The 15,454-nt window shown below is 31.3% G+C and carries 11 protein-coding genes; 2 read left to right on the top strand and 9 right to left on the bottom strand.

Annotated elements, in window-relative coordinates; genetic code table 11:
* Positions 1–2: 2 nt before the first annotated feature.
* Complete coding sequence (locus Q4Q47_RS15485; protein ID WP_303307543.1) at positions 3–935, bottom strand: MlaD family protein; 933 nt, start codon at positions 933–935, stop codon at positions 3–5.
* A 49-nt stretch (positions 936–984) separates the two neighbouring features.
* Positions 985–2,091 (bottom strand): N-acetylmuramoyl-L-alanine amidase family protein, encoded by a 1,107-nt coding sequence (locus tag Q4Q47_RS15480; protein ID WP_303307542.1) that lies wholly within the window; start codon positions 2,089–2,091, stop codon positions 985–987.
* A 165-nt stretch (positions 2,092–2,256) separates the two neighbouring features.
* Between Q4Q47_RS15480 and Q4Q47_RS15475 the strand changes: the two genes are divergently transcribed.
* Positions 2,257–5,001: a putative LPS assembly protein LptD gene (locus Q4Q47_RS15475; RefSeq protein ID WP_303307541.1), complete on the top strand. Its 2,745-nt coding sequence runs from the start codon at positions 2,257–2,259 to the stop codon at positions 4,999–5,001.
* An 82-nt stretch (positions 5,002–5,083) separates the two neighbouring features.
* The gene (locus Q4Q47_RS15470; RefSeq protein WP_303307540.1) at positions 5,084–5,464 is read left to right on the top strand and encodes a RidA family protein; all 381 of its coding nucleotides are present in this window, start codon (positions 5,084–5,086) and stop codon (positions 5,462–5,464) included.
* Between the two features lie 144 nt (positions 5,465–5,608).
* On the opposite strand, the gene Q4Q47_RS15465 is transcribed toward Q4Q47_RS15470, so the two are convergent.
* From Q4Q47_RS15465 to Q4Q47_RS15435, 7 genes are all read right to left on the bottom strand, one after another.
* Entirely contained in the window at positions 5,609–6,961 is a 1,353-nt protein-coding gene (locus tag Q4Q47_RS15465) for an ATP-binding protein (protein WP_303307539.1), read from the bottom strand.
* Between the two features lie 116 nt (positions 6,962–7,077).
* The gene (locus tag Q4Q47_RS15460; RefSeq protein WP_303307538.1) at positions 7,078–7,221 is read right to left on the bottom strand and encodes a hypothetical protein; all 144 of its coding nucleotides are present in this window, start codon (positions 7,219–7,221) and stop codon (positions 7,078–7,080) included.
* A gap of 59 nt (positions 7,222–7,280) precedes the next feature.
* A complete protein-coding gene (locus Q4Q47_RS15455; RefSeq protein ID WP_303307537.1) occupies positions 7,281–7,607 on the bottom strand; it encodes a hypothetical protein in 327 nt (108 codons plus the stop codon).
* Between the two features lie 276 nt (positions 7,608–7,883).
* Positions 7,884–8,744: an N-acetylglucosamine kinase gene (locus Q4Q47_RS15450; protein WP_303307536.1), complete on the bottom strand. Its 861-nt coding sequence runs from the start codon at positions 8,742–8,744 to the stop codon at positions 7,884–7,886.
* 69 nt (positions 8,745–8,813) lie between these two features.
* Positions 8,814–9,815 (bottom strand): type I glyceraldehyde-3-phosphate dehydrogenase, encoded by a 1,002-nt coding sequence (gene gap / locus Q4Q47_RS15445; RefSeq protein WP_303307535.1) that lies wholly within the window; start codon positions 9,813–9,815, stop codon positions 8,814–8,816.
* Between the two features lie 17 nt (positions 9,816–9,832).
* Positions 9,833–10,819: a 6-phosphofructokinase gene (gene pfkA / locus Q4Q47_RS15440; RefSeq protein WP_303307534.1), complete on the bottom strand. Its 987-nt coding sequence runs from the start codon at positions 10,817–10,819 to the stop codon at positions 9,833–9,835.
* Between the two features lie 157 nt (positions 10,820–10,976).
* Entirely contained in the window at positions 10,977–15,353 is a 4,377-nt protein-coding gene (locus tag Q4Q47_RS15435; RefSeq protein WP_303307533.1) for a translocation/assembly module TamB domain-containing protein, read from the bottom strand.
* Positions 15,354–15,454: the final 101 nt, after the last annotated feature.

The following is a 15,454-nucleotide window of genomic DNA, read 5'->3' as shown; positions in this document are numbered from 1 at the left end:
GTTTATTTAGTTTCCTCCTCTTTATATGGAATTTCTTTTTTTGATAAAATTCGGAAATAGCGTTTTGGATGCAGTTTGATATCCTTTAATAAGGCTTCCATTTCTTTAGTAGCTCCTTCTAAATTATTATACAAAGTTTCATCTTTAAGGAGTTTTCCCATAGAACCTTCTCCTTTATTAAGGGCCGCTAGTATGTTGTTTAAATTGTTAAGCGTATTTTTTAAAGTTTCTACAGTCGAACCAATATTAGCATTTTTTAATTCAGCAGATAATGCCGCTAAATCATTACTGGACGCTTTAAATTTTTCAAGGATACTGGTTATACTCTTATCATTTTTAGAAAGGACACTATTAACCGTATTAGAAGTCGCTTTAAAAGATTTTAAAGTTTCATTTAAGCCTTTTATAGTACTCTTTAGCCCAGCTTCGGAATTATCGTTAACGAACTCATTTAAACTCGTAAATAGTGTATCTGTTGCTCTTAATGTAGAATTTAATTCGCTACTAATTCCTGAAAAGTTTTTGGAAAGACTGGATACCAGTCCTGTTTCTACTTCTGATTTTAAAACATCACCAGATTTTGCAATATCACCATCTTTAGCTAATATTATGGCTATAGCATTTCCTCCCATTAAACTAGTTTCATAAAGTCTAACTATGCTGTTTTTCGAAAATTTCAATTCTTCATTTACAAAAAAGGCGACTCTGGTTTTTCCAGTTTTAAAATCGTAAGTGATATCCTTAATTTTTCCTACCGAGTTACCTTTAACGGTCACTAAGGATGATTGGGATAAGGCATTATAGTCAAACTCTGTATAATAAACATTAGTAGAATCGAATAGGTTTTGACCTTTTAAATAATTAAATCCAAAAATAAAGAGTATGATCCCTGATATAACTAATATGCCTGTTTTAACTTCTTTTGATATTTTCAAACTAAAATGTATTAGAAAACAAATTTAAAATAAATTTGAAAGAAACAACTTAATTAGCAATAGTTTTTAAAGCATCTATCAATGCTATTTTTTTTCCGGCTTTAAAAGCGACAACAAAACTCGAAGTATATCCTTTTTCTGCAACCTCCTCTTCGAGTTCTTTTATTTTATCATAATCTGGTGTAGCGCCATAAAAATACTTATAAATATTACCGTCTTTTAAACGAGAAACTCCTTGTAATCCTTTAAAATTATAAGGTTTTGTTTCAAGTGGTGTTGAACCTGCCGCAATTTGCACTTTAAAAATGATATCGTCCAAAGTTGACTCAACAGATTCTGTTGTATCATTTATAACTGAATAATCATTATAATCATTCACATTTTTTTCTAAACTACTTTTATATTCCAAAATAGCACTAACAATAGAATTGGACATCTGTTGTTGTCCTTTTTTCGAATTCAGATAAGAGCCTTCTTTTTTATATGATAAAAACCCTGTTTCAACTAAAACACTCGGCATCACAGTTTGATGTAAAACAATAAACCCAGCTTGTTTAACACCTCTATTTTTACGCCTTAATGAATTAGTAAACTTTTTTTGTATTAAACTCGCTAGCATAATACTTTGATCTAGGTATTCTTCTTGACTTAACAATATGCTCATAACAGATTCCGGCGAATTAGGATCAAAACCTGCATAATTTTTTTCGTAATCATTTTCTAGAAAAATTACTGAATTCTCCTTTTTTGCAACTTCAAAATTCGTTTGATTTCTATGTGTACCTAATACAAATGTTTCTGTTCCATGGGCTTGTGAATTATGAGCATTACAATGCACCGATACAAATAAATCCGCATTTGCTTTATTGGCTATTTGCCCTCTAACGAATAAATCAATAAATACATCTTTTTTTCGTGTATAAACCACTTTTATATCTGGGTTTTTCTGAAGTTGCTTCCCTACTTCTAAAACGATCTTTAGGGCAATATCTTTTTCTTTATAACCATTACCCAGATTACCTGGATCATGTCCGCCATGTCCAGCATCCAACACAACAACAAACTTATCTCTATTTAAATCTTCATCTTTTTTAAATGACGAAAATGTTAATACTGTTATAAAGGATACGAAAAGTAATACTCTGTGCGTTTTCATGTGGTATATAAATTAACTTTAATCGAAAACTTGTCATATTTCACCGTATTTGTTGTTTTAACAAAGGATACTATATAAGAGTTTCATCGATTAAAAAACTCGGTTTATTTTAATTTTAAATTTTTAATTGATTATTAAATCAATCACAGAAAAATATATGTAATTTTGGCTTTTCAAAAACCGAGCCATACTTTTACAAAAATACATTTAAAAGCGTTGCATACAAACAACTTTAAAATACTTTTTGCATTAAGTTTTACAGTGTTTATTAACACGTTTAGCTTTGCTCAAGACATCCCTAAAAAGGGTAAAACCATTAACCGAAGTGTTAAAGACAGTGTGATTTCTACTACAGACAGCCTTCTAGTCCCAGAAGTATCTGAAAAAAGTCAAGATTCTACATTAACAGATTCTATTGCTCCTAAAAAAGAGCTTTTAGAAAATATTGTTACTTATCATGCAGATGATTATACTACATTCAATCAAAAAAAACAAAAGCTTTACTTATACAATAATGCTAAGATTGATTATGGAGATATGAATATTACTTCAGGTAGTATTGTTATTGATTATACTAAAAATACAGTATACGCTAAGGGCATAACAGATTCTATTGAAGGATATACCCAAAAACCTGTTTTCACTCAAGGATCTAATGTCGTAGAACCGGATTCTATTATTTTTAATACTGAGTCAAAAAAAGCACTTATATTTAATTCTAAAACAGAACAAGGCGAAGGTACAGTCATTGCCCAAATCACTAAGAAGGAGAATGATTCTGTGTACTTCTTAAAAAATGCTAAATACACAACTGCTGAAGACCTTGAAGACCCTGAATATTACATCAAGCTTCGAAAAGCAAAAATTGTTCCTGGTAAAAAAATAGTTACAGGATTAGCCAATTTATTTATATATGATGTACCCACACCTATTGGAGTACCGTTTGCTTTTTTTCCACAAAGTGACAAGCAAACTTCTGGGGTCATAATACCTTCATTTGGTGAGCAGAACGATCGTGGATTCTTTTTACAAAATGGCGGGTATTATTTTGCAATTAATGATTATGTTGATTTAGCAGTTATTGGAGATTACTATACCAATGGTAGTTATGGCGTACGATTAGAAAGTACTTACTCTAAACGTTATAAGTTTAGAGGTAATTTAGGTTTTAGATATGAAAATTTAATTAATAGTGAACGGGGTTTCCCTGATTACTCAAGAAATACTATTTATAACCTACGTTGGTCTCATAGCCAGGATAGTAAGGCAAATCCTAATTCACGATTTTCAGCTTCGGTGAACTTGGGTAGTAGTACCTATTATCGTTCGTCTGTGAATCAAGTCAATACAGGTGCTTTTTTAAATAATTCTTTGTCGTCATCTGTATCATACTCTAAAACATTTCAAGGAGAACCACAAGTGAATTTTAGCGTAACAGCGACACATTCGCAAAACACTAATACGGAGACCATAAACATGACACTCCCTACATTTCAAGGTAGTGTTGGTAGAATGTATCCGTTTGCTACAAAATCAGGATCTAAAAAAGGCATTATTCAAAATATAAATTTGCAGTATAATGTGAGAGGTGAAAATAGAATTCAAACAACCGATTCTCTTTTCTTTAAAAAGGAAATGTTTGATGATGCCAAAGCAGGTTTTCAGCATTCTATCCCATTAAGTACTAATTTTAAAATATTTAAATATTTTAGTCTTAGCGCCAGTACTAATTTTAATGAAGTCTGGACTTTTAAAACTGTAAATAAATCTTTTGACCCTATAGAACGCAAAGAAGTTACAGAAACTATAAATGGTTTTGACTCTTTTAGGACTTATAATTTTAGTACCAGTTTAGGAACTACTATTTATGGTATGTTTAATTTTGAAAAAGAAGGCAAGGATCCTAAAATAAAGGCTATAAGGCATGTCATAAGACCTTCGATAAGTTATAATATAAATCCTTCTTTTGATAAATATTACGATAGCTATGAAGTTGTTAGTGCAGATGGGTTAACGACCAGTGATGTTGAGTTTTCCAGATTTGACGGAGGTATTTTTGGAGCCCCCAATAAAAACTTTTCAAGTTCTATGGGAATCTCCGTATCCAACAATATAGAAGCTAAAGTTCGTGATAAAGATAGTACTGCTACAGAACCTAAAAAAATAATAATATTAAATAATTTAAACTTTTCTACTTCTTATAATTTTGCTGGTGACTCGCTACAGTGGAGCCCTGTTAGAATGAGTGGTGGCACACAACTTTTTAATAATAAAATGAGCGTAAATTTTGGTGCTACTTTAGACCCCTATGCATTAGATAACAATAATAGAAAAATTAATAAATTTAATATTGATAATGGAGGCAGTTTCTTTAGGTTAACGAGTGCAAATTTGACTACTAGTTGGTCTTTATCCAGCAAAAAAGGGGACAAAGATAAAGACAAAAATATAGACGAAAATTTACGTAGTGGTGGTCGTGCTGATGATCTGTTTGGGGTTTCTCAAGATTTTTCTAATCAACAAATTAACAACAAAAAAGAAGAAAAAGAAGAACCTCCAAGTGAACACTATAATTATAAAATCCCCTGGAGTTTACGTCTAGCCTATGCTGTAAACTATTCAAATTCCAGGAGGCAGAATGAAATCTCATCGCATTCACTTATGTTTTCTGGAGACTTAGAGTTATCCCCCAAGTGGTCTGTTGGCGCATCATCTGGTTACGATTTAAAGAATGCAGGCTTTACTTATACACAACTACGTTTTGAACGCGATTTATTGAGTTGGCGTATGAATTTTAGTTGGGTACCTTTTAGCTCAAGAAGTTCATGGAATTTCTTTATTGGTATTAAATCAAGTATTTTAAAAGATTTAAAATATGAAAAACGTAGACAACCAGACATTAGACTCTAGAGTTTTATAACGTCGTTTTAATAATTTAAGAAAAGTATAACAAGATTTCCTCTTTCGCGGAAATGAAATAAAAGATATTTCAATGAAAAAAATAATTACAACATCTAAAGCACCAGCTCCTATTGGCCCTTATAACCAAGCAGTGTTAAGTGGTAATACTTTATATACTTCTGGACAAATTGCCTTTAACCCAGAAACGGGAGTCCTTGTTTTGGGAGATATAAAAACTGAAACCGCTCAAGTTATGCAGAATCTTAAAGCGGTTTTAGAAGCAGTAAACATGACTTTTGAACACGTTATAAAAACGTCTATTTTCATTAGTAATATGGATGATTTCAATCAAATAAATGCCATCTATGGTAGCTATTTTAATGACGATACTGCTCCTGCACGAGAAACTGTACAAGTTGCCAGACTACCCAAAGATGTTAATGTAGAGATAAGCATGATAGCTATAAAATAAAAATCATTAATGTCCGACTAAAGACATAAGACCGCTTTGCTATTAGAATCTAGAACAAAGACTTAATTGTAATTAGCCAGGCTTCAAACTGTATTCGATAATTTTAATCGGGCAACAATAAATAAAAAGATAATAAGGGTTCATTTAAATCGATGTTTCTTTATCTTTCTTAGAGTATTTAATTAACAACTCTTTTAGTCTGTCTGTTTCTATTGGTTTTGCTAAAAACTCATCAATCCCAGCTCGTTTAGCGTTAATGATGTCTTCTTCAAAAGCACTTGCAGAAACGGCAATTATAGGAGTTTTTTTGTTAGTGTATTTCTCAGTTTTTTGAATAGCCTTGGTCGCCTCATATCCATCCATATCTGGCATATAAATATCCATAAATATCATATCGAAATCTAAAATTTTATACAACTCAACTGCTTCTATACCATTTTTCACAAAAGTGCAATCGGCGCCTTGACGCTCTAGTAAAAATTTAATAACTTTTTGATTCGTTCGATTATCTTCAGCTACCAAAACGCTGAACTTATCTTGAAGTATAGGTTTTTGCCCAATGTTTTCTGCTTTAATATTTAATGTCTTTTTTAGCTGTAAACTAAAATAGAAAGTCGATCCTTCATTTTCTTTACTCTCTAATTTTAACTCGCCTCCCATTAGTTTTACCAGCTGATGCGAAATAGAAAGCCCTATACCTCCTCCTCTATAATCTCTCATCATAGACGCATTATATGGGCCTGAAGCGTTATCAAAAATTCGTTTAACTTCATCTTGCCGCATACCTATACCTGTATCTTTAACATAAAATGTTACTATTTGGTCGTCATCAATACCAATAGATTGATCTACTATAATTGATATCTTTCCATAGTTAGTAAACTTTATAGCGTTGTTAATCAAATTGATCAATATTTGTTGAATTCTAGCCGAATCACCTAAAACAGAAAACGTTTCTTTTTCTTCATATAAAAACTTAAAATCAAATTCTAAACCTTTTTCCCAGGCTTGATATTCAAAGACTTTAAAAAGACGGGATAAATCCGATTTTAAATCTATCGCTAATAAATCTAATTTAATATCTCCTGTTTCCACATCAGCATTATCAGTCACCATGTTTACTAATTGCAATAAATGTTTCGAAGAATATTCTGCTATTTCAACCTGTGCTTTTTGATCGCTATTAAGTTCCGTCTGCTTTAACATGTTTAGCATGCCTAAAACAGTACTAAGTGGTGTACGAACCTCATAACTCATGTTTGCTAAATAAATTGATTTATGCTCAATTATTCTATCAGATTCTTCAAGAATTGCTTTCAGCTCCTTAATTCGAATGTTTAAATTTGATTGTACAGTATCGTTTTTTAATTGATTTTTAAAAAAATACTGCAATACAAAAACTTGTATTATGGCTAGAATAAATAAAAACAATGCTATCGTTTCTAAACCAATTTTCTTTTCAAGAAAGAAATAGCTCACCAATAGTATGGTGGCCATAGAAATAAAAATAAAAAAAGATAATACCCTTCTTTTTTTTATAGATTTAGTAAACCGTGAGAAAAAGCTCATTTATTAATACGTTTTAACAAACTTATTCAAATTATATTAAAACTTTATAATTCCTTTATTTTTATTTCTCTTAACGCTATACTTTGCCCTTCTGCTTGTAAACCAATTAAACCTTCAGCTAGCATTTTTCTCTCAGTTTTTATTACTGAATCACAGTGGTTTAAAGCACCTGTGTAGTATATAAGCATGAAAAAATGGTAGGCTCTTATTAGTCAACACTCTATAAAAAATTATGGTTTTAAATCTTTTACATTTCAATAATATCTTCGATTATAATACGTGTAATAGATGCACATGTATTATTTACTTCCCAATTCAGTTTTACATTTAAAGGAAATGTTACTTTTTGCAGATCTATATTAGCATTTTCAGGAAGTATTTCAAATCGATAATCTGTGGTCATGTTATCAATTTCTATTATCCATCCTCCACAGCAAGCACATAATGTAAGATCTTGGCCTTTAATCACTGCTGTGGATTCATATTTAATTTCAGCTGAATCATCATCATTTTTGCAAGCTAAAAACAACGAACATAAAGTTACCAGTAATACTATTTTTTTCATAAAACGCATCTAATGATTTTATATCTAAGATGATATATCATTAAAACGGTTGCGTGATAAATAAAAAAATTATTAAAACCGACTATCCCCCGAGGCAAGCCGTAAGGATATTTTGCCAGTTTCATACCCATATCAAGTTGAGCACAAAGTTTTGGCTTCAGGATCAAAAATCGAAATTTTGTGTTTTACTTTACCCGAAACTGTAAAAAGCAGTTCCGACCTCTCTCAAGGAGAAGTGAGAAGAAAACCCCGATGCTTGATCGGGGAATTTTTAGATTAAAAAACTTATAAATTTTTAGTGTGAAAAGACACCAGACCTTCAATAGGTCTTCGCTCAAAATTACCAACTGTAAATCCCATCTCTTGAGCTACAGCTTTAATTTCATCTTGTGAGAAATATGCAATAGACCCTGCAAAATGAACTGGAGCGGTTTTTAGCTCCTCTTTATATTGCATAATCATATTAATAGCAAATAATCGGATGCCTTTTTTTATAAGGTTACTAATATATTCTGACTCCTTATTTAAAAACATAAACTCAGCAAAACTGGCTAGATACGCACTAGGATTAGGTTGTTTGTATAAGTTATACTTTATATAATCAGACTCCATATTAAATTTACTGCTGATGGCTATTTTAATGTCTTCCGGCATATGATTAAAATAATAATCTCTAATCAATTGACGTCCATAATAATTACCAGAGGCATCATCCATAATAGAGTATCCTAAAGAGTCAACACTCTGCACTAACTCTTTACCATTATAGTAACTACAATTAGACCCCGTTCCCAGAATACAAACTACTGCCGCCTCTTTATCATGACTAATTGTAGAATAAACCGCAGCCATGGTATCTTCATTCACTTCAACATGGGCATTGACAAACATTTTTTCTAACACCTGTTTTAAAAGTGCTGATGGTTTTGCCGTACCACAACCAGCCCCATAAAAGAAAACATGACTAACACTTTCCTTATGCTCCTTTAATAAACTATTAGATTTAATTATTTTTTTTAATTTCTTTTTTGGTAAAATAGCTGGGTTAAGCCCTTTAGTACGTATTTTTTCCAGTAATTGATTACCATTACTATCTACAGCTATCCAATCAGATTTTGTAGAACCACTATCAACAATTAAAATCATAAGTTTTTAAATAAAAAGTCCACAGAGTTGCTTTATTAATAAAGTTACTCTGCGGACTAAATTAATAATTTATATTGAACCGATATGTTGTGCTAAATCAACTAATTTAGTTGAATAGCCAAATTCATTATCATACCAAGATACTAATTTAACAAAGTTATCATTTAATGCCATACTTGCGTTTGCATCAAATGTACTTGTTTTTGGTTCTGAAACGAAATCTTGAGATACGACACCTTCTTCTGTGTATCCTAGAACACCATTTAATTCATTTTCTGAAGCATCTTTCAAAGCCGCTTTGATCTCATCAAAAGAAGCTGGTCTCTCTAAACGACATGTTAAATCTACCACAGATACATCAACAGTAGGTATTCTAAAAGCCATACCTGTTAATTTACCATTTAATTCTGGAATTACTTTTCCTACTGCTTTTGCAGCTCCTGTAGATGCAGGCACAATATTATTTAAAGAAGCTCTACCTAATCTGTAATCTTTTCTTGAAGGACCATCAACAGTAAACTGTGTTGCTGTAGCAGCATGAACTGTAGTCATTAAACCTTCTGCAATACCAAATTTATCGTTAATTACTTTTGCTAAAGGCGCTAAACAGTTTGTTGTACAAGATGCATTAGATACGATAGTATTTTCTGCAGTAATTTCGTCGTGATTAACCCCCATTACAAACATTGGTGCATCTGCAGATGGTGCAGAAATAGCCACCTTCTTAGCTCCAGCAGTAATATGCTTTTGAGCACCTTCTAAAGTAGTGAAGATACCTGTACAATCTAAAACAACTTCTGCTCCAACCGCATCCCATTTTAAATCTTCTGGGTTACGTTCTGCAGTAATTCTTATTTCATTACCATTAACCACTAAGTTACCGTTATTTGTTTCTATAGTTCCATCAAACTGTCCGTGAACAGAATCGTACTTTAATAAATATGCTAAATGATCTACATCTAGTAAATCGTTTATTCCAACTACTTCAATATCTGGTCTAGAAGCTGCTACTCTAAAAGCTATTCTTCCAATTCTTCCAAATCCGTTAATTCCTAATTTTAATTTTGACATAATCTTATTTATAAATGTTATGTGCTCATGATATCTGAGACACGCAATAATTCTAAGTTAATTTTTGACTTTCCTTTTATGGCTTTCTCTAATGGTGTTAATTCTACTTTATTGTCTAACAAACCAACCATATAATTAGTTTCTCCTTCTAATAAGGACTCAACCGCACTTACACCCATTCTACTGGCTAAAACACGATCGAAACATGATGGTGCTCCTCCTCGCTGCATATGGCCTAAAACTGATACTCGAACATCGTAACCTTCCATGTTTTCATCTACATAATCCTTTAGTTCGAATATGTTTTTACCAATTTTATCACCTTCAGCAACTATAACTATGCTTGAAGTTTTACCAGATTTTCTACTTCTATTCAGCGACTCTACCAATCTATCTAATCCTAAATCTTCTTCAGGGATTAAAATCTCTTCAGCACCGCCAGCTATACCAACATTTAGAGCTATATGTCCTACATCGCGTCCCATGACTTCAATAAAGAATAATCTGTTATGGGAACTCGCTGTATCACGAATCTTATCTATAGCATCTACTACTGTATTTAAAGCTGTATCAAACCCTAAAGTATGGGAGGTTCCATAAATGTCATTATCAATGGTACCCGGTATTCCCATGACTGGAAAGCCAAATTCTTGATTAAAAATTAAAGCTCCTGTAAAAGAACCATCACCACCAACAACAACTAATCCATCAATATTGGCATCTATTAATTGTTTAAATGCTTTTTGTCTGCCTTCAACTGTTCTGAACTCTTTAGATCGTGCAGATTTTAATATAGTTCCCCCTTTGTTTATAATTCCTTTTACGCTACGTGCGTCCATTAACTTAAAATCGCCCTCTATCAAACCTTCATAACCACGATAAACACCTACGCATTCTATCTCATGATAAGCACATGTTCTAACCACCGAACGAATAGCAGCATTCATTCCTGGTGAATCTCCTCCAGAAGTTAAAACGGCTAATTTTTTCATTACTTTTGGCATCAAATTTTATTATTTACAGGTAAAATTAATAAACAAAATGCACATATCTATAGCATTTATCTTATTTTAATTATAGTTGTTAAACTATAACGTTTGAGTTAATAAAAAAAATCGTTTTATTATGAAAACAGCTATAAATAAAGTAAAAAAAGGCCGTTTATTTTTGTGTAGAAGGCTTCACTTTAATGAAATTCGGTAATGCATTAGCTTCTTTTTCTTCTGTTTTTTCTTGAGGAGCTATGTCTTCTTTTTTAGATTTCTTAAAGAAGTTTTGAAGTAATTCTTTAAAGGTATCAAAATCGACACTGTATGAAAGCCCAACACCTTGAGTATAACCTATCGCTTCACCAAAATTTCTAATACTATTTTCTCTATTAAATACTTTAGCAGTTAGTGTGCCATCTTCGTTTAATAGAAAATCAATTTCTACATCTCCTGCAATAACGGTTTCGGTTGCTCCTGCACCACCTACCGGAACACCTACTTTACCATTTATAAGTACCCGGTCACTAATTTGTGTTTGTAAAGTAACTCCAACTCTATCCCCAGTTTGATAATCTGGTCTATTTTGACCTGCCTCGTAATTTAATCCTATATTGAGTTTTCCATCTCCGTTAGTAAAAATACCGCCAATAATGCCATTTAATCTTTCTGCAATTGTACCAGATACATTAAACTCCCCTGCTCCTCTATTTTTAAATGAGCCGCCTGTCGCTAAAAAATATAATGCTTGATTTTGCCTGTCATCATCAGATTCCAAGCGATATTGTAGCTCCGATTTAATAGTTGAATTTACATTAGGAAACTCAAAACTAAACTCTGGATCGGGTTTTTCTAAATTTCCTTTTAAACTAATATTCAATTCAACAGGAATACTTCTATTTATTGGATTGTCTAACAATGGTGAAGGGTTTGCTTGCGTTTTGTAAATAGCATTCATGTTCATTATGGCATTTAACGGATCTCCATCCCATGATAGCGTACCACCTGGTTGCACAATAAATTCTTTTTGAATTAAACCGCCATAAGCAAAATTATAAACACCTTCAAATACAGAGAAATCTCCCCACATATTAAATTTACTATTTGTATTAATTTCCACTAATAAACCACCTCTACCGCGTCCCTTTAATGAGTGTCCTGTATTTTTATCAATAATAATTTCCACCTCGGCTTCTTCCGTAAGATCTAAATCAAAATCTAATTCCAATCCTTCAATCTCGTTAAAAGTAACGTCTTCTCCCTTTCTTCTGGCCTCTTTTTCATCTTTTGTTATAAAATGGATAAAAGAATTATCTCCAAAGGATTCAGCGTCACTAAGTGGAATTTTAAATACGGTACCGCGCTTGGTTTCTCCAACTACATCAATAACCAATTGTTCTGTTGGCCCAAAGATACTTGCCCTTCCACCTATAAAACCAGTACCATAATACAAAACGTCTTCAGCTTCTTTAGTATCAAGTACTAATAATCGAGGGGTTCGCAAGTCTAAATCTAAACGCCACTTAGAAAGGTTAACATGACTCAACATACCATTAAGTTGACCCTTGGAATTAAACTTTGTATCTGTTAACCGAATCTTATTAAAAATAAAACTTTGGTTTTTTAAAGTTACTGAAGCATTTTCATTGAAGCTATAATCTACATTTAAATAAGGTATACCAAAACCAGAGTTTGTTAAAGTTAAGTCTCCATTTATATCTGGTTTATTAAGGTTTCCAACTATCTTAGCCTCACCAAATACCAGGCCTCTAATATGACTTAACACCCCATCTAATAACGGATTTAAAGGTTGCAAATTGAATTCGTTAAAAGTTAGATTGACATCTATTTTAGGTAGATTTTTACCAACGGAAATATTTCCATCTGCTTTAAAAGAGTTAGATTTATCATTCTTAATTTTAGCATCTACAACATAATTCGTGAGATTTTTATTTCCTGTAATGGTGGCATCAAAATCCCCTAAAGGAAAGTTATTGACTTTAAAGTCATTTATAATTACTGTTGAATTTGGTAAATAACTCCCCTTCTGCTGAAGAATATCTAACTTACCATTCACATTGCCTGCTAAGGCAATACTATCTATATCCGGTGTTATTTTTGCTAAATCAACATTTTTAAAGTTTAGTTTTAAATCCTTTTCTGTAGAATCTCTTATGAAACCGGAAAGCCTGATTTCCTCATTTTTATGATTAATTTTAAACTTATCGATATCAAACTTTGTAAAGTCTTTATTGAAAGAAATTTTATTAAATCTATCTTTATTTTCGTTAATAAACCATTTATTGTTTTTAATAGTTACATCAGATTTTTTAAAACCAATAACAGATTCATTTTCTTCATTAATGGTATGATAAAAACTCAAATTATAACTATCATTATTACTCTTACCTCCTTTAAACTCGGATCGCATAAACAAGGTATCATTTACAGTTACATTAATTAAATTAAATTTAGAGACATTGTAATACTTTGTATTTAAACTATCTACTTCTATATAAGTATTGAAAAGCGGATTACTATTATCTACTTGCAACTCAATATTATTAGCAAAATTGTCCAGCAATCTAATTTTTGGTGATTTAAATGTGAGGTTAAAGTTCTTTTCATCACTTTCAACACGCCCTCTTATATATGTATTTTTACCTAGTTCAATTTCAGGGTAAACCACTTCAATAATCTTGTTATAAATTTTAAAGTTAAAATCTATACTTTGATTTGTCGCTACTTCATGCGGAACATAATTAGTATAAATGTGCCCTAATGAATTTTCGAATAGCTTCCTTAAATCTTTAAATACAAAACGTCCTTTTAAATCACCTTCGATAATATCCGGGGAATTAAATTCAATAAATCGTGTATGACCTTCAAATCGAGAAAACACATCAAATTTATTGAAGTAATAATCATCATTTTGATTTTTATAAGATGTTTTCCTGAAAGAAATTTTACCATGAGCATCATCATAATCACTTGCATTCATATTCATTTTAACACGACTTCTAAAGATGGAAATACTATCTTTCTTTACAAAATTTAGCGCCTTTAAATTTGCATATTCAACATTAGCATCGAAATCGTACTTCTTGATAACTTCAGAAAAATCAATAAGTCCTGCAAAACTTAATCTTAAGTTTTTATCATTCACAGCTAGATTTCCATCAAAAATTTTGTTTCTAACGTTTCCCGCAACTTTTACCCCTTTATAATTGTAATCGTTATAATCAACTTCAAAAACATCTCCTTTTACTTGCGTATTAATGTTCTCTGCAATAAACCCTTTACCATTTACGTCAAAATTTAAAGACGCATTTCCAACTGCCGGATCATTAAGGAATGTTCCAAAATCAAATTCTTCAAAAATGATGTTTCCTTTGTAAGAAGCATTATCAATATCATTAATTCTTGATATTTCTAAATTTGAATCAACAAAACCTAACTCTGTAACTATTTCAATATCTGCAATTACTTTAGAGGATGTTACTTGTGAATTTCCAACAATAATAAACATACCTAATCGATCAAACGACGAGGGTATAGCCTGTCCTAAAACATTTGGTAATAAACCTTTTAAATCTCTATATGTCGAAGATAAGTTTCTAAAATCTCCGTTCATATAAAAATTATCTTCTTCTTTATTAAATAAATTTTTAAAATTGATATCTCCGTAAACCCTTGTATTTCTACTGGTATTCAATTTTAAGTTTGTTGTTTGTAAATCGTTTAAAGTACCGGATAAATCGACACTAAATTTAGCCGATTGATTTGTTCCAAATTCATTATAAAATGTATTAAGCTCATCTAATTGTACATTAGAATCTTTAAAACTCGCTGAAACCAAAACTTTATCTGTAAAGAATTGCAAATCTTTTCTATCATAAGAAAATTTTAAATGGCCGTTTAAAACAGAATGAGGTGTTTTTATTTGAAGATTTGCAAACGTCATATCTTTTAATGTATATGCAAAATCCGTCATTAAATTTTCCATAACCAGTCCACGGCTATCTTTAAGAGACAATGTATTAATTCTGGCACTTACGTCACTCCCCTTAATTAAAAAATTGGTAGCATTAATGTTTAAACTATTAAAATGAAGAACGTTTGTGGTTTCTCTATTTTCATCAGATAGTCTAAAAATACCGTTATAAATAGATACATCACTAGAGGACAGTAAAAAACTGCCATCTCCTTTGGTCGGATTGTCTCCCTCCAACTTAGCAACAAAAACATCCAAATTGGTATCTCTTGCTCCTTCATAGGTTTTTATATTGAAAACCAGATCTATAATATCTATATCTCCAAATTCTAATTTGCCATTAGATAAATTTCTGTAATTTAAAATAGAAGTGTTTAATTCTGTTATATTTATAAGCGTATCTTTTTTGTAATCTTCTATGTAAATATTTTTAAGCTCAACATCGCCATTAAACTGTAAGCCAACTTTATCAATATTTATATTAGTTCCAAAATCTTCATTGATTCTTTTTGTAGCATAATTACCTAAACTCGTTTGAATTGGGGGTATAGAAAGCACTAGCACCAAAATGATGAAAAGCAGCAAAATAATGCCTACAATTTTTGATACTATTTTTAAGAATTTTTTGATGTCTTTTTAAATTATAATTTGAATTAAGA

The organism is Flavivirga spongiicola (assembly GCF_030540825.1).
GTDB lineage: Bacteria > Bacteroidota > Bacteroidia > Flavobacteriales > Flavobacteriaceae > Flavivirga > Flavivirga spongiicola.
Note: the sequence above shows the minus strand (reverse complement) of the source record. Positions and strands in the feature narration are given on the sequence as shown.

What these genes read in the sequence shown, in the direction of transcription:
- Q4Q47_RS15480 (WP_303307542.1), bottom strand. Translation starts at nt 2,091, where the DNA reads ATGAAAACGCACAGAGTATTACTTTTCGTATCCTTTATAACAGTATTA.
- Q4Q47_RS15470 (WP_303307540.1), top strand. Translation starts at nt 5,084, where the DNA reads ATGAAAAAAATAATTACAACATCTAAAGCACCAGCTCCTATTGGCCCT.
- Q4Q47_RS15465 (WP_303307539.1), bottom strand. Translation starts at nt 6,961, where the DNA reads ATGGCCACCATACTATTGGTGAGCTATTTCTTTCTTGAAAAGAAAATT.
- Q4Q47_RS15460 (WP_303307538.1), bottom strand. Translation starts at nt 7,221, where the DNA reads ATGCTTATATACTACACAGGTGCTTTAAACCACTGTGATTCAGTAATA.
- Q4Q47_RS15455 (WP_303307537.1), bottom strand. Translation starts at nt 7,607, where the DNA reads ATGCGTTTTATGAAAAAAATAGTATTACTGGTAACTTTATGTTCGTTG.
- Q4Q47_RS15450 (WP_303307536.1), bottom strand. Translation starts at nt 8,744, where the DNA reads ATGATTTTAATTGTTGATAGTGGTTCTACAAAATCTGATTGGATAGCT.
- gap (WP_303307535.1), bottom strand. Translation starts at nt 9,815, where the DNA reads ATGTCAAAATTAAAATTAGGAATTAACGGATTTGGAAGAATTGGAAGA.
- pfkA (WP_303307534.1), bottom strand. Translation starts at nt 10,819, where the DNA reads ATGCCAAAAGTAATGAAAAAATTAGCCGTTTTAACTTCTGGAGGAGAT.